Below are 16,250 nucleotides of genomic sequence, written 5' to 3'. Positions count from 1 at the left end.
AATGAAAAGCTTATTCGAAGGACTGCCCAGCTTACACCCGCTATTGGTACATTTTCCGATTGTGCTCTTGCTGATGGCCTTGATTAGTCATATAGGTGCCTTATTGTTAAAAAAACATCGACGTCCTTTCACTGTGCTGACTTTCGGATTGTTATTACTGGGAACACTTGGAGCTCTTGCTGCAATTCAGACCGCAACCCATATTTCAGGCGATGCAGATGAAAAGGCCCTCGCGGTTTTTGAGATCCATCAACGTTTTGCCTGGATCAGCTTTTGGATTGCAAGTAGCACTACAGTCCTGCATTTTGTTGGATTGCGAAAAGATACAAGTGCTTGGATAAACTATTTGATATTGATTTTGTTGATCAGTTTATCGGTGACACTATTTATCACAGGGCATCACGGTGCTAGACTGGTCTACCAATATGGCGTAGGACCGATGGGAAATGGAATACTAATGAATTAAATGAATGAACATGTATAAAAAGAGTAATATATTAACGGTTGTCTTACTATTGATGACACAACTGACAGTGCTGGCCCAGAAGGTGGTTCGTCATGACCTTTATGTACGGGATACCATTGTCAATTATGCCGGCAAATCAAAACGGGCAATAGCTGTAAACGGACAGATTCCAATGCCGACCCTGACTTTTACTGAAGGAGATACGGCGGAAATTGTTGTTCACAATGAGTTAAAGGAAAGTACTTCGCTGCACTGGCACGGTATTTTTCTGCCGAACAAAGAAGACGGTGTGCCACACCTGACGCAGGAACCTATAAAGCCGAATTCGACTTATACCTATCGTTTTCCGATAATTCAACACGGTACACATTGGTATCACTCGCATTCGGGCCTCCAGGAACAGATCGGTATGTATGGTAGCCTTATTCTCAACAAGCGTGCAGATGATAAGACTTTCCGAAAAGGAATTGATGATTTACCCACGATTCCGGTCATATTAAGTGAATGGACAAATTATAACCCCGATAACATTCAGCGAATGCTACACACGGCCAACGATTGGGCCGCGATAAAAAAAGGGTCTACACAATCGTACGTCGAAGCAATTAAAGAAGGGAAGTTTAAGACGAAAGTCACGAATGAATGGAAACGTCAGCTGGCGATGGATGTCAGTGATGTCTATTATGATAAGGTGTTGATGAACGGGGCTCATTCCACGGATTTAAAGTCGGTGAATGGTAAAGCTTTGAAAGCAGGAGATAAAGTGCGTTTACGAATTTCCAATGGCGGTGCTTCGTCTTATTTTTGGCTGCGCTATGCAGGTGGCAAAATTACCGTTGTTGCCAATGATGGGAATGATGTGGTTCCGGTGGAGGTCGATCGATTAATGATTGCGGTATCGGAGACTTATGATGTCGTTGTAACCATACCAAATGAAGGTACAGCTTACGAATTCATGGCAACAACAGAAGATCGAACACAATCTGCCAGTTATTTTGTCGGAAATGGTATTAAACAATTGATTTCCCCGCTTCCCCGCCTTAAATATTTTGAGGGCATGAAGATGATGAACGATATGATGAAGATGAATGGTGATCTCAATGATATGGGCATGAAGATGAGCCTGAACCAGATGGATATGAATGTGGTGATGTATCCCGAAATCACAGGTGATGGAAAGAAAAAAGAAGATCACAGTAAACATAGCGGTATGAATCATGGACAAATGAACATGGACGAAGATCCCAATCGTTATAATGCCAATGCATTAGGCGATATTGTCACGCTCAACTATGCGATGCTGGAGTCTCCTCAAGCTACTGAACTACCTAAAGAAGCGCCGATACGAGATCTCAAATTTACCCTTACGGGAAATATGAGCCGTTATGTATGGAGCATGGACAATAAAATTCTTTCTGAAACGGATAAGATACCTGTAAAAAAGGGCGAGGTATTGCGCATTACCATCTATAATAACTCAATGATGCGTCATCCAATACATCTGCATGGCTTTGACTTTAGATTGTTAAATGGAAAAGGATCAAAAGCGCCGTTGAAAAATGTGGTGGATATCATGCCCATGGAGACGGATACGATCGAATTCTTAGCGAATGAAGAAGGAGACTGGTTTTTTCATTGCCATATCCTGTATCATATGATGGCGGGGATGAACCGCGTTTTTGCTGTGGACGATTATAAAAATCCCTATCTTCCAGATAAAGCTAAAGCCTATAAGGAGTTGCAGATGGAAAGTAATATGACTCATTTCATGGCGCAAAATGATTTCGCTACCAATGGAAATGACGGTCAGGCAATGTTTCAGAATGCACGCTGGCAGCTTGGTTCAGAATGGCGTTTGGGGTATAATGATATGCACGGTTATGAAGTGGAAACCCACTTGGGTAGATACTTTGGGAAGATGCAATGGTTTATGCCATTTGTCGGTTTTGATTATCGTTATCGTCGAATGGGTGAGGATGAACATGAGAAAAATATTTTTGGACAGGCCAATAAAAAAGATAGTCGCAAAGCTTTAAGTCTGGGTTTTATGTATACTTTACCCATGTTGGTCAATTTTCAGGCAGAGGTGTATCACGATGGAATTGTGCGATTGCAGCTTATGCGTGAGGATATCCCGATCGCTAGAAGGATCCGTGGCGATTTTATGGTCAACTCAGACCTTGAATATATGGCTGGACTAAATTATGTCATCACCAAAAATATGGCTTTTAGAACACATTATGATAGCGATATGGGCTTTGGTGTGGGCTTGTCATTAAATTATTAAAAACGTAGATTTTATATTGGATTTTTAAAGGGGGCTTTGCATCGCAAAGCCCCTTTTTTTTGTGCTATAAAAAGAGTGGATAAGTGGCGTACTGTTTATGAAATAATCCTGATTTTATTGGTAGATTATTGGGAGATAAATCGGACTTTAGCCGCGTTCATCCGAATGAGGTCCCTATAAGGTCCGAATAAGGTCCCTATAAACTCCCTATTATTGAATATAAAAATAACTTGTTATGTAAGCCTTGTCTACAATGTATTTTCATGTTTTGCCCTTCGGGTTATCGCTAGCTTAGTGCTTTCCCCGCTAGCGTATTCCTTTCTCCGCTACTCTGCCTATAAAAGGAAGATAGATCAATTCTTATTGGGGGATGGCGAATCTGGTTTTGGTAGATGGAAAGAAAGAAAAACGCCAGAAAAGGTTTATTCCTGGCGTTTTATACTAGTGTGAATTTTATGACGACTAAAGTTTTTGATCGCTTAAATCATCCATTTAAATATGCTGGCTCCCCAAGAGAAACCTGCACCAAAGGCGGTTAACATGACTAAATCACCGGTATTTAATTTTTTAATATTCTGCCAGATACACAACGGGATCGTGGCAGCAATGGTATTTCCTAGGTATTCGATATTACTTAATGCTCTGTCTTCTGGTATATTCAGACTACGCCCAACGGCATCAATGATGCGCTGATTAGCCTGATGTGGAATTAACCAGTTGATATCTTCAATCTGTAGGTTGTTGCGTTGTAAAACCGTATTACAGGCGTCGCTCATAGACTGAACAGCATGTCTAAATACAGTTTTGCCATCTTGTTTCAGGAATCTGTTGTCGTTGACAGGAAGATTACTGTCGATTGGATACAAAGAACCGCCGGCTTCGATTTTTAAGAATTCCTTTCCCGCGCCATTACTACATAGATAGGCATCCATAATTCCACCTTCTAAAGATGGCTCAAGCCATATCACACCAGCGCCATCACCAAAAAGAATATTGGTCGAACGATCTTTTAAATCGACATAAGTACTGATGTTGTCAGCACCGACTACGAGTACATTTTTATAACGGCCTGTCTCAACGAGAGCTGAAGCCATGTCTAAGGCATATAAAAACCCAGAGCAAGCAGCGTTGACATCAAAAGCCCAAACATTGGTAAGACCTAATTTTTCTAAAATGATATTTGCTGTTGCCGGCATTGGCATATCGGGTGTAGAAGTCGCTACAATTAGCGCATCTACATCGTTCAGATTTTTATGATATTGTGTTGCCAAATCTTGTATAGCTTTTACAGCCATGTCTGATGTGGCAAGATTTTCTTCTAAAATTCTCCGCTCCTTAATACCTGTACGTTTGATAATCCATTCATCGGATGTATCGCAAAACTGCTCCAAATCTGTATTTGATCTCTTATTCGGTGGAATATATCCGCCAATACCAGTAATTGCTGCATACGGCCTGCTGGGTATTCTCTCAGTCATAAATTAATGTACTCTATTCTCTCTCTTATTATAGCTATCCTATTAGGAATGACTCGTGTGTTTTTTGCGCCGTAAAACTACGGTTAATTTATGCGATTAATAAGCGAAAAAAATGATTTATGGCAAAAAATTACGTTTTGCCAACACTTTTAACTGTTTTTTACATATTGTCTATACTAATCTTTTAATCGGTCTTTATGATGCGGAATTAAATATTGAATGCGCCTGTTTTTACGAAATATTAATCTAACTATGTTCGTCCAATTCGCAAAATAGTCTAGTTGCTTTTTGTGTTTCAAATCATCGGAAGGAGCGTTTCGCCTGTTCCAAAAGTTCAGCTAAAATGATGATTCCTTCCTCGATCAATTCCTCAGATAAGGATCCATAGCCAAGTCGTATTCCACCAAAAATATTTTCTCTGCTGTAGTTTTCGGGATGCGGTATATGGACTGATCTTTCCTTTAATTTTTGGGATAAAAATGCCCAGTCGATCTGATGTTTAAATGATAGCCAAACCGCCAATCCTCCTTGTGGAGAAGTATAGCTCACATGATCCTGCAGATATTTGTCTACTTGGGCGATCATGAAATCACGTTTCTTTTTGTAAAGCAGCGTTGCTTTTCGGATATGTCTACGAATTGTTCCATCCTGAATGAGTTCCAGGACAGCTTGCTCCATAATATTGTCACCTTGTATATCGATGATGTAGCGAAGTTCGGTAACCTGCTGGAGTAACTGCTCGTTTCTTGTCGCCAGATAACCGATACGGAGTGCTGGTGCAACAACTTTGCTGAGTGTACCGATGTAAACAGTATTGATCAGTTCCTGCTGTGAAGCGAGTGGGTAATAGGGCGCTTGTTCAAAATGAAATTCGTAATCGTAATCGTCCTCAATGATCGTGAAGTTATGTTGGTTGGATAATGCTATTAATTGTGATCTCCGTTCTTTGCTTAAGGTCACAGTGGTTGGATATTGTCGATGTGGAGTAAGATACAGTGCCCTAATATTGCTTTTTTTCAATAAATGTGGGAGAAGTTCATCAACAATAAGACCATCGGTATCGACAGGGATCGGAATCAATCGCGCACCTGCTTTTTCAAAGATTTTCCAGGCTGAATGGTATCCAGGGGACTCCACAAAGATATAATCATCGTGCCGTAATAGGCATTGGGCGACCAGGTACATGGCCATTTGACTTCCACGACTGATGCATAGGTTATTTTTATCAATGTGCATGTTGCGCTCGATGTTGAGCATATTGGCGATTTCTTCCCGAAAATCAAGATGTCCTCGGGGATCGGCATAACCCATCATTTTCCAACGTGCGCTGCGTTTAAAAATTTGACGATAGGCCCGTCCGAGCTGTTCTATCGGGGCAATCTTGCTGTCTGGATTACCATCATCGAATATAATACGTGTGGGGGCTTGATGATCAGATAATTCGATCTTTTGTGCAACATATAGGTTAGAGCCATAAGGTAATTGAGCCGCTACAAATATACCTCTACGTGCCTGACTAACCAGCCAGCCTTCGCTCAACAGCAACTGTATGGCATCAATTACCGTGTTTCGGTTTAATTTTAGTTGGGCTGCAAGAGATCTGCTACTGGGTAAGGCCGTTCCTTTCGCCAATCGACCTGATTGTATATCAGCAGCAATGTTATCCGCTATTTGGATGTAAATCGCTTTTGAAGAGGATCTGTCAATATCTATCGTTAAATTCCAAGGTCTAAGCATGAGGCTATTGTATCGGGTAATTGTTCAAATATACAATTGTTCTGCAGGATTAAAATACATCGGATAGATGATGCATGATCAGTGCTGCGCTATTCTATTTAAGATGAGTTGTTTTGTTTATTGTACGTGACGGCTGGACTAGGAATAAATAACCATCTTGGACTAGGAATGAAAGGAGATTTAAGTTGATTTTTGAGTTTTACTAATCGAAGTCATTCATGAAACCATTTCCCGTTTTTGAGAAAGTTGATATTGCGATCGAACGAGCCCTTGGTTGCTTTGTTTATGATAAACAGCAGCAGGCCTATTTAGATCTATATGGTGGTCATGCCGTTATTTCTGTTGGGCATAGCCATCCGCATGTTGTTGAAGAAACTATACAACAGATGAATAAGATCGGATTTTATTCAAATGCAGTTACAAACGATCTTCAGGATCGTTTGGCCGAGCGCTTGGGCAGTGCCTGTGGTTATCCTACATATGCTGTTTTTTACAGTAATTCGGGGGCCGAAGCAAATGAAAATGCACTGAAGTTAGCTTCGTTCCGTACGGGAAGGAGGAAAGTATTGGCGATGTCAAATGCGTTTCATGGGAGAACCTCAGCCGCGGTTTCGGCAACGGATATCCGGTCGATTCGTGCACCATTAAATGACAGTGAACAATTTGTCTTTACACCCTTCAACGAGATCTCCAGTTTGAAAAAACAATTGGAAACCGAAGAATATTGTGCTGTAATCATTGAACCTATTCAAGGTGTCGGGGGGATTCATCGGGCAAGTCCTAGTTTCTTACAGGAAGTAAGAGCAATCTGCACGAAAACTGGGACTATGCTTATTTTGGATGAAATTCAATGCGGGTATGGGCGCACGGGACGTTTCTTTGCACATCAGCATGCTGGGATAGAAGCCGATTTAATTACGGTGGCCAAAGGGATTGCAAATGGCCTCCCGATGGGGGCGACAATTATTTCGCCTAAAATAAAGCCGGTCACGGGGCAATTGGGCACTACTTTTGGCGGTAGTCATGTGGTTTGCGCGGCGGCACTGGCTGTACTTGATGTCATCCAAAAAGAGCAATTGATTGATAATGCCGCAGCTGTAGGTGAATTTCTGTTGAGAGAATTAAGAAAAATTCATGGCGTAAGTGAAGTGAGGGGGCAAGGATTGATGATTGGCGTAGAGTTTGAAAACGATATTCAACACCTACGGGAAGAACTTTTGTTTTCTGAAAAGATTTTTACAGGATATGCAGGACGCTATACCCTCCGCCTATTACCGCCGCTCTGTTTCACCATGAATCACGCGGAGACATTTTTGAAGAGTCTACGGAAGCTTGTGCATAAAGAGAAACTAGCCGATGATGTTTCGGTATATTGATTGGACCCGCTGTATTGATTTTTTGCGAAGTTTTAACGAAGGATTCTCCAGATGAGCTGTTGCGCTTTGATAAATGTTGTAAAAGAAGTAATTTCACATCTAGCGTATTTAATCAGTAATAGCGTATAATGGATTTCAAGACAACAAAAAAATATTTGCCTACAGCGGGTTTAGTGAGTATTAAGGAAGATAAATTATTATTGGCGTATAGCAACAATAGAAAGGCATGGTATCTGCCAGGTGGGAAGATTGATGCAGGGGAGGAAGCCCTGCAGTCCCTACGTCGCGAGATTTTGGAGGAGTTGAATATCAATCTGGATCCGGATAAAATCTCGTATTATTGCCATGTAACAGCTCCGGCGTACGGGCTTGTGCCAGAGGTTATCATGGAACAGGATTGTTTTCTGTACCCATTAACAGAGCAGATCGAACCCAGTAATGAGATTGGCGCCGTTCGTTATTTTTCACACCAAGAGTACCAGAAAGAACCTATCCAGGTCATTGGCGTTTTGCATGTGTTTGACAAGTTGAAGGCTGACGGATTGATTTAAAAAATCCTGTCGCCGCTAGATGCCATAGCCTTCATTGAGGCAGCTGATACCCTTTGTGTCTTTTAAAGGAATAATTTTTTGGCTTTTGGTATCCATTCGCCATGCCTTGATGATTTTGTCGAAATATTCTTTGCTTTCATCGACCCGGCTAATAGCTATAATTTCGCTGTCTGGTTTGTCAACTTGCTTGCAGTTGCATAAGCTGAGTTGCTCGTTGGACTTCAGTTTTTGAATATTGATGGTATCCAAAATCTTGTATTTGACTTTACCTTTGCTATCATCGGGTAACAATTCCTCTAAAATACAAACACCATTTTTGGCATTTGTAAAATAGCCGGCAGCAAAGCGAAAGTCTCCTTGGGTATTCTTGTCGGTTTCAATAAGCGCACCAGTTGTATAGGTATAAGATTTTAATTCAGCAATTTCATTGATCTCACGGAATACTTTCCCATATAAGGGGTTTTTCTGATCGTTAACGGTCTTGAAACTGGACCAACTGCAAATGGATAGCATTGCAATGGGTATAATTAGTATATATCTCATGGTTTTCAAAAATTAAAAACGTTGTTTAAGTTAACAAATCTTTCTGTTATATTAAACAACGTTTTTACTGCAGCACTATTGTGTTGACAGACTTTACTAGAACTTATTGCGAGTTTATTTAGCCTGTGATTCTTGCGTCTTTTGAGATTCTTTATATACTTTGTTGTCCTCGTCATCCATTTCCATGTCGAGATCTTCTTCTTTGTATTTTCCCATTTTTAAGTGAAAGTTATCTGGAGTGCCCGTAATTCGCATAGGTATCCCAAAGATTCCAAAAGGAGGTAAGCCCAGTCGAAAACCCAGGTTCATCCGCCCATCTAAGGTCACTTGACCTTCAAAACGAGGCCTGAATCCCATCATTTTCATTTTCGTGCGTTCGATGGTCATCACATTATTTTTGATATGGGATTTAATAACAACTTTTTTCACTTCGCCATCTTTCAATTTTTCCTTGGAAGTAGATTGACTAATTCCATTAAGTAACTTGAAGCCTCTGAATTTAATTTGATTCAGTGTTAGGGATCCATCGCCGACGATGGAGGGCATTACTGGTTGCATATTGCCATTCAATAAACCACCCAATTTATAATCCAATGAAACCAGGCCATAAGCATTTTTGGCAGAGCTAACCATTTCTCTGAATAGCGGTATCTCTTTGTAAGCGCGTTGAATATCAAAGCTGTCAGCTTTCACAGCATAATCAAAACTTGCTCTACGTGGATTTATAGGACGATAGCTTCCGTTCATATCTACTTTCAGTCCCCCTAGTCCAAAGTTTGTCTTATGAAGAATCATCTTACCGTCTTTTACCTGTAGGTCACCTTTGAAGTCTTTGATATTCATTTTATTATATGCTATGGCATTGACAAGCCCCAAGACCTGAACGTCCAAATTTTTAGGCAGAAGAACTACACCACTTTCCGAAGAGCTTGCAGTCGTCGATGTGGCCGGAGAAGCAAAAACCATAAAATCATCCACATTGATTTTCTTGCTGCTGAGTGTAAATTGCCCCTTTAACGGTGCTTGACTACTTGTTGCATAATTAATAATGTTGTTGAGATATCCTTTGATGGAAATATCATTCTTCGCATAGGCTACCAAGAATTTATCGAAATTCATTTTCTCCTGATAAAAACTGAAGTTCCCACTTCTAATTGCAATAGGCTGTGGAAGCATGTCGGACTGAACCTGGATGTTTCCAATACTTAACTGACCACTATTTTGGAGTCGGTTATAATGACCATTGGTGGCATCGCTCTGTAAACCTTTTAAACTGAAATCCGTATAGATAAAACCATCGACATTGGTACCATCTAATGCAAAGAGTTTATAAATAGGGCCGAGATTAAGCTTACCCTTGGATTGTATGCTGTACTTTATATTATTGAAGTTCTTGAGGTCTGCATTCAAGAAAAATGGTTCGCCAGCAAATGTAAATGATACCGGTAGGATTTTGACATTCAGATCTCGAAGTGAGCCTTTTTCGCTATTGACAAAAGCTTCGACCTGAATATTTTCCATCGGGATAGGATAATCATTTGACTTGATCAAGCCATTCTTCATCACGATGGATGTATTGGTTTCGGGAAAAATGTTTCGTTTGAGATCCACATAACCTTTTGCCATGAGGTTGACATCCACTAATCCTGCCAATTCAACTTGTTTAATGGGATAGAAATTTTTGATATCTGCTAAATTAAATGAAGCTTTTAAATCCGAGTTGACCGCAATTTTATTAAAATCTGTTATTGAAATAAAACCCTTTATATAGTTGTTAAGCGCCTGAACAGAAATATCATGGATTGCTATTGATGCACTTTTTAATTGGCCATCGGGATCCTTTGCTTCCAGACGATAAGCAATTTTGTCCAACCCCTGTGGGAGGTTCGCCAATTTGAATTTACCATCTACGAGTGTATTTTTGATATCAAAAGTAGGAATGGATGCAATGTATTCCTGTTCGCGTTTTTGAAGTCCTACCTTACGAATAGCTTTGGCGTATGTTCCGTCGATTTTTGCGTAAAGATTCCATTTTCCACCAAATGAAAAGTCTGGGAATTGTAGGGATTCATTGAGTTTACCGAGATCAAGATCACTTTTTATGTTGGCATGCACGGTTACAGGGTGTAAACCCGCAATGTTGCCCTGTGCATTGAAATAGCCTGAAGCAACTTTAAAGTCAAATTGTTTCAGATCAATTTGTAGTGAGTCTGGATTCAGTGCCGGCAGGTCTATCCGTAATTTTGCATTCCAGTCTGTCAGCGGATTGGTGGATTGTTTATACGCGAGAAAGCCATTGTTGACCATGAGTCCAAGGGAAAGATTAGGCATTTTGTTGTTGTCGACAATATAGTCTCCTTCTAAATTGACAAAAACCTCCGATGTACCTTTCACGGAGAGGTCCTTGATCCAAGAAGCGTAGCTATTTGGGACTAATGAAAGTAATTCGGCCAAGGTGCTTTCCTGTGATTTTAATTTGAAATCCAGGTGATAACCATGGGAGATAAAAGACAACAACCCACGGAAACGAACCGGTAATTGATTTATTTTAATATCATTTCGTTCGAAGACGAAAGATAAGGTATTGGTATTGATCCGTGTTAGCAAATTGGCATCGATCGACTTTTTGTCCACATACAATTCATTGTCAAAGGAAAATGAAAAGGATGCAATTTTTGCACGTGTGTTCAAGTCAAAGATATTTGACATCAGATCTCCCTTACCCTCATATTCCAGATCTTTTGCCTCTATCTGTAGCGGAATGGAGCGATCTTCATAATGGAGATTTGTTTTTTCAAGTTTAATCAGTTGGAAGGCTAAAGCACTGCTTTCGGAATTGTCTTGTGTTTTTGTAGCATCAGCGGAGCTAGATTTATAAATATTGTAATTGGCATTTCCCAAAGAATCAACCAGGATATTGATCTTCCCGCTGTTCACGATAAACTTGTCGATTACAATTTTAGATTTGAGAAGACTCATAAGGTCCACGCCAAAACTGACTTTTTTTGCAGCGAGCAGCGTGTCGTTTTTGAAAGGTTCGGCCCCTTTTAGTAAGACATCATCCATCGATGCAGTAAGCAAAGGGAATTGATCAAAGAAGGTTAATCTTACTTTGGAATAATTTAATTCACCTGTAATGTGCTCGTTTACGAGCGATTTGACCTTGCTGTTTACTTCATTTTCGAATATATAAGGAATAGATAATATGCTGATAACGAGTAGTACGGCGATGCTTGTAAAAACGATAGCGATACGTTTCACAACTTTTATAAATGTTGCTTTTGACACTTTGGAACTTTTTGTGGTTACAAAAATCAGAAAATTATTATTAATCTCAGTTATGTGATGCATTTATTTTGAAAAGGGCTTGGATTATGTCGTTTTTCATTGACAAGAGGCCGCGTTAAAGCCTTTCTTGCGAAGTGCTTTGCATAGGCTTTTAAAAATTTCATGTATTTTTGCAGCGTGAAATTTCGATTTAAAAATGCCGAACAGAAGAATAGTATCATCCTGACTGCCTGTTTGTTTTTGTTGTTGTTGATTGGGGGGGGCTTGCTCGGTATTATCCATCATAAAGTAGACCTCCTTAAGAAGAGGATACTGATCGATTTTGCAGATGAGAATATGTTGCTTGTCAAAAAGCAATTGGAGTTGTTGCAGCAAGATCTATTCCTTTCGGAAAAAAAGATCTTAAATCAGCCCGCCTTTGATCTAAAAGAAAGTGCTGACTCGCTGTTGGTCGTTTTGCCGGTTGGACAAGCGGACTCTGTCAATCAGCGAATGCTTACCTTGTTACGCACACGGACAATAAATCACCGACTATATCACATTTATCTGGATGTAGTAAAATTGAATGCCTATTTCGCGGAACTCAATTTCGGAAGACGAGCTTATTTCGAGATTTACGACGACCGTGGATTATGTATGTATTCTCCAGATAATCGAAAGTGGGGCAAGCGGGCCAGTACAGCAGTTGCAAAACAAGGACAGATTGTGAAATCTGATTTTCTTCAGCTGGACGTTATGGTCAATTCGTATCCCTGTAACATTCTTTTAGTGGGTGGTGAAATCAAGGTGTATGTCTTGTTGCTGAGTATTGAAGAGGAAATCCAAGAATTGCTAACGTATAGCATCTTGCTTGGTGTGGGCTTGATGTTGGTAGCTATGGTGTTAATCTACTTTAATATCGTGGAGCGTCGCAAGATTCAGCAACTGAAACTGCAATCCCTGAAGCAAGAGAATGAATATACGCGCATGCAGTTGGTTCAACTGCGGCAGCAGATCAATCCGCATTTTTTATTCAATACATTTGGGTCGCTTCAATACCTGATTGGAAAGGACAATGATCTTGCGAAGTCTTTTATTGGCAAGATGACAAAAGTCTACCGGAAGATGCTCCGCACAGATGAAGCCGAATGGTCATCATTGGGGGAGGAGCTGGAATTGGCCAAAGCCTATTTCTTTTTACAGCAGGTGCGGTTCGGAGCGGCCTTAAGTGATATGGAAATTCGGCTGCCAGCAACATGTTTGGATCGGAAAATTCCACGTTTGGGCCTGCAGATGCTGGTAGAAAATGCGATCAAGCATACCCGTATTTCGATCGAACATCCGCTGAAGATTCAGATCATCTATCTTGTTGAAGAAAACGTGCTGGAAATCCGCAATAACTGGCAGCCCAGACAGGGGGCAGAGCTGGAAGGTGAGGGGTACGGACTTAATTATTTAGCATCCATCTATCGTTATTATGCGATGTCGGGCTTTCGGTACGGGATAGAATCGGACTTTTTTTCGGTATACTTACCACTCTCATCCAGTTGAAAATGAAGAATAAAAGATGGTCGGTTTACGTGTTCATGTTTTTGTAGCGCGTGTTCATACCTTTAAACTGCGTGTTCATCGCTTTGCATACTTTTCTGTATAATATTTTTAACAAATTTGGCTCCTAATCTAGAAATATTAGTTCGTGGTTAGCCTAATCCTATCCGATCAAATAGCATAAGTTTTAAGTATAAATGACTTGGAATTGACCTGCTTGGAATAGACAAAATTACTTTCTAATCGTTCTGTAGTAAGCTAAAATTAGCTTATGGATAACACGAGATAATAGCTTGATGATTCGTCATCACTTTTGAAAAACACATGGAGTGCAACGAGCTCAGATATCACCTTTGAAAACAAGGGCTCAAAATATTTATTTGATGAAAAACACTTACACTAAGTTAGCCATAGGTCTTTTATTTTCCGCTGGTCTAATGCAATCTTGTTCATTATTGCAAACAGTAGGCCTGCGAAAAAAAGAAACGGTTACTTCTGCTAAAGATTCTATTGCCAAGAAAGATACGACAGCTGCGTACGACAAATTTTTTAAAGATGCCCGGGTTGATACTGGTATGTTTACGGTAATTCGTAAGGAAAATAATTACTATTTTGAAATTCCAGTGAAAAAGATGGGGCAGGATATTCTGTTGATACAGAAGCTGTCTTCCGTTCCATTGGCTTTAAATGAGGCTGGGGTAAACAAAGGAATGAATTATGAAAATAAGGTCATCCGGTTTACACTCCGCAAGGAGAAGAAGGAGGTGTGGGTTTCGGAGATTAAGCCTCAGGTTGAAGTCCCTAAAGGTGACGCAATAGCCGCTTCGGTATACGATAATTACCGCCCTTCTTATATTGAATCTTTTAAGATTGAAAGTTATTCAAAAGATTCAAGTGCTGTTGTAATCAAAGTCAATAAGGTATTTGATGGTTCAGAAAAGAGTTTTACGGATGTGTTTACTTCCTTGGGTTTGGGAACTTCACCTAAAACCAGTATATCTACAGTTGAAGATATCAAATCTTATGCGAATAATATCGTTGTGAAGTCTGTATTTTCTACCAAGGTGACGGAAGGTAATGAATCTGTACCGGTTTCTTTGGAAATTACAAGTAACCTTTACGAACTGCCTGAAACGCCTATGGTTGCCCGGTTTGCAGATCCAAGGGTTGGTTTCTTTACTTCGCCGCGTTGGTATTTTAACGATAAACAACAAGAACTGGATAAGAAAAATCTGGTCAATCGCTGGCGTTTGGAACCGCGTGACGAAGACAAAGCGCGCTATCTGAAAGGGGAGCTGGTCGAACCCAAAAAACCGATTGTCTTTTATTTGGACCCAGCGACCCCAAAACAATGGCGTCAGGCCATTATTGATGGCGTACATGATTGGCAGGTCGCCTTTGAAGCTGCTGGCTTCAAAAATGCAATTCTGGCCAAACAACAGCCCGATAGTGTCAAATTTGATCCAGACGACGCTAATGTTTCTTCTATTGTATACGCAGCATCTGCTCAAGCTAATGCCATGGGGCCATCTGTTGTTGATCCACGTTCAGGAGAAATATTGGAAGCTGACGTGATCTGGTGGCACAACGTCATGACGATTTTAAATAGCTGGATGCGCATACAGACCGGTATCGTCGATACATCAGTACGTGCTAATGTTTTTTCCGATGAGAAAATGGCACATGCCATTCGCTTTGTTTCTTCTCATGAAATTGGACACACGCTCGGATTGATGCACAATATGGGCTCTTCGGCAAGTTTCCCTGTTGATTCGTTGCGTAGCAAAAGCTTCACCGCTAAAATGGGAGGGACCGCTCCTTCCATCATGGATTACGCTCGTTTCAATTATGTGGCACAACCCGAAGATGGTGTGGAACAGATTACTCCCGTGATCGGTGCTTACGACAAGTATGCCATTGGCTGGGCTTACCGTTGGTATGGCAAAACGCAGCCTTGGGATGAGATCCCTTTGCTGAGAAAGGAAATTGACAGCCATGTACATGATCCTATCTATCATTACGGTGAACAGCAAGATTCTAAAAATATCGTTGATCCGCGGGCTCAATCGGAAGATCTTGGTGATGACGCCATGAAAGCTGGGGAATATGGTATGCTGAACCTGCGTCGCATGATGCCTAATATTATCAACTGGACAACCAATGTCGGCGATGATTACTACCGTGCCGGTAAGTTGTATATGGGCGTGGTTGGACAATGGTATGCATATGCTGATCATGTTTTAAATAATATTGGTGGTATTTACCTCGAAAATGCTGTTTTGGGTGATCAAAAAGATGCCTATAGTCCAGTACCAAAAGACAAACAAGTGCGCGCTTTGGAGTACCTCAAGAAGAATGTCTTTTATATGCCTGAGTGGTTGTTCGTTCCGGAGCTGATGGCAAAAACTTTTCCATTGAAAGATTCTCCGATAGGACCATTTGAGTATGCTCCTTATAACTTACAACGTGAATTTCAGTACGCTATGTTGTATAAACTGGTCAATGATGAACGTTTGCTGCGTATGGTTGAGATGGAAAATCTTTTCGGAAGTAAGAAAGCATGGAGCGCACCGGAGTTTTTAACTTCTGTACGTCAGACGGTTTTTGCTAAAACCATCAGCGGACAATCGTTGGATCTTAAAACACGGATGCTGCAACAAAACTATGTGGATGTGCTGATGGTATCTACCAACAAATCGATGGAGAAACTAAATGCGAAGAAATTGGCAGGCATTGAGCAACTGGTTGAAGCGACACAACCTGATCTATGTTTACATCCGCAACATGTATCTTCTTCACAAGCTGGACTGCGGAATGTACATGTCACTGGTATGATACGCACGTCCGATATGCTGACGTATAAACGAGCTGAATTATATGAGATTTACCAGTTGTTGAAACAAAAGCAACGGACTGGTGATGCGACGACGAAATCGCATTACATGGATCTTTTATTACGTATTGCAAATACCTTAGAATTAAACTAATATATTAACA

At 40.6% G+C, this 16,250-nt stretch carries 10 protein-coding genes; 6 read left to right on the top strand and 4 right to left on the bottom strand.

Annotated features, from left to right (window positions below; translation table 11 throughout):
* Position 1: 1 nt before the first annotated feature.
* Entirely contained in the window at positions 2 to 466 is a 465-nt protein-coding gene (locus B4Z90_RS20440) for a DUF2231 domain-containing protein (protein ID WP_201639684.1), read from the top strand.
* Positions 467 to 518: 52 nt separating this feature from the next.
* Positions 519 to 2,753 (top strand): multicopper oxidase family protein, encoded by a 2,235-nt coding sequence (locus B4Z90_RS20435; RefSeq protein WP_313418319.1) that lies wholly within the window; start codon positions 519 to 521, stop codon positions 2,751 to 2,753.
* 479 nt (positions 2,754 to 3,232) lie between these two features.
* On the opposite strand, the gene B4Z90_RS20430 is transcribed toward B4Z90_RS20435, so the two are convergent.
* Positions 3,233 to 4,231, bottom strand: coding sequence for a beta-ketoacyl-ACP synthase III (locus tag B4Z90_RS20430; protein ID WP_046673918.1), 999 nt, complete (start codon positions 4,229 to 4,231; stop codon positions 3,233 to 3,235).
* A 300-nt stretch (positions 4,232 to 4,531) separates the two neighbouring features.
* The gene (locus B4Z90_RS20425) at positions 4,532 to 5,968 is read right to left on the bottom strand and encodes a PLP-dependent aminotransferase family protein (RefSeq protein WP_286803196.1); all 1,437 of its coding nucleotides are present in this window, start codon (positions 5,966 to 5,968) and stop codon (positions 4,532 to 4,534) included.
* A 218-nt stretch (positions 5,969 to 6,186) separates the two neighbouring features.
* Between B4Z90_RS20425 and B4Z90_RS20420 the strand changes: the two genes are divergently transcribed.
* Positions 6,187 to 7,344: an aspartate aminotransferase family protein gene (locus B4Z90_RS20420; protein ID WP_286803194.1), complete on the top strand. Its 1,158-nt coding sequence runs from the start codon at positions 6,187 to 6,189 to the stop codon at positions 7,342 to 7,344.
* A gap of 128 nt (positions 7,345 to 7,472) precedes the next feature.
* The gene (locus tag B4Z90_RS20415; RefSeq protein ID WP_070564777.1) at positions 7,473 to 7,895 is read left to right on the top strand and encodes an NUDIX hydrolase; all 423 of its coding nucleotides are present in this window, start codon (positions 7,473 to 7,475) and stop codon (positions 7,893 to 7,895) included.
* Positions 7,896 to 7,910: 15 nt separating this feature from the next.
* Here B4Z90_RS20415 and B4Z90_RS20410 read toward each other — a convergent pair whose 3' ends face one another.
* Together B4Z90_RS20410 and B4Z90_RS20405 are read right to left on the bottom strand one after the other, a co-directional pair.
* A complete protein-coding gene (locus B4Z90_RS20410) occupies positions 7,911 to 8,438 on the bottom strand; it encodes a hypothetical protein (protein ID WP_286752409.1) in 528 nt (175 codons plus the stop codon).
* Between the two features lie 114 nt (positions 8,439 to 8,552).
* Positions 8,553 to 11,726 carry an AsmA-like C-terminal region-containing protein gene (locus tag B4Z90_RS20405; protein ID WP_286803193.1) on the bottom strand — a complete coding sequence of 1,058 codons (3,174 nt, stop codon included), beginning with the start codon at positions 11,724 to 11,726 and terminating at the stop codon, positions 8,553 to 8,555.
* 162 nt (positions 11,727 to 11,888) lie between these two features.
* Here B4Z90_RS20405 and B4Z90_RS20400 point away from each other — a divergent pair, with 162 nt between their 5' ends.
* Complete coding sequence (locus tag B4Z90_RS20400; protein WP_286803191.1) at positions 11,889 to 13,256, top strand: sensor histidine kinase; 1,368 nt, start codon at positions 11,889 to 11,891, stop codon at positions 13,254 to 13,256.
* A 380-nt stretch (positions 13,257 to 13,636) separates the two neighbouring features.
* Complete coding sequence (locus B4Z90_RS20395; RefSeq protein WP_286803189.1) at positions 13,637 to 16,240, top strand: zinc-dependent metalloprotease; 2,604 nt, start codon at positions 13,637 to 13,639, stop codon at positions 16,238 to 16,240.
* The last annotated feature ends 10 nt before the right edge of the window (positions 16,241 to 16,250 follow it).

The sequence above is a fragment of the Sphingobacterium sp. UBA5639 genome (genome assembly GCF_002421245.1).
Taxonomy (GTDB): Bacteria; Bacteroidota; Bacteroidia; order Sphingobacteriales; family Sphingobacteriaceae; genus Sphingobacterium; species Sphingobacterium multivorum.
This window is presented reverse-complemented; position numbering and strand designations above follow the sequence as displayed.

Coding starts and splice junctions, on each gene's coding strand:
- B4Z90_RS20420 (WP_286803194.1), top strand. CDS start 6,187: ATGAAACCATTTCCCGTTTTTGAGAAAGTTGATATTGCGATCGAACGA.
- B4Z90_RS20410 (WP_286752409.1), bottom strand. CDS start 8,438: ATGAGATATATACTAATTATACCCATTGCAATGCTATCCATTTGCAGT.
- B4Z90_RS20415 (WP_070564777.1), top strand. CDS start 7,473: ATGGATTTCAAGACAACAAAAAAATATTTGCCTACAGCGGGTTTAGTG.
- B4Z90_RS20435 (WP_313418319.1), top strand. CDS start 519: ATGACACAACTGACAGTGCTGGCCCAGAAGGTGGTTCGTCATGACCTT.
- B4Z90_RS20425 (WP_286803196.1), bottom strand. CDS start 5,968: ATGCTTAGACCTTGGAATTTAACGATAGATATTGACAGATCCTCTTCA.
- B4Z90_RS20430 (WP_046673918.1), bottom strand. CDS start 4,231: ATGACTGAGAGAATACCCAGCAGGCCGTATGCAGCAATTACTGGTATT.
- B4Z90_RS20440 (WP_201639684.1), top strand. CDS start 2: ATGAAAAGCTTATTCGAAGGACTGCCCAGCTTACACCCGCTATTGGTA.
- B4Z90_RS20395 (WP_286803189.1), top strand. CDS start 13,637: ATGAAAAACACTTACACTAAGTTAGCCATAGGTCTTTTATTTTCCGCT.
- B4Z90_RS20400 (WP_286803191.1), top strand. CDS start 11,889: ATGTATTTTTGCAGCGTGAAATTTCGATTTAAAAATGCCGAACAGAAG.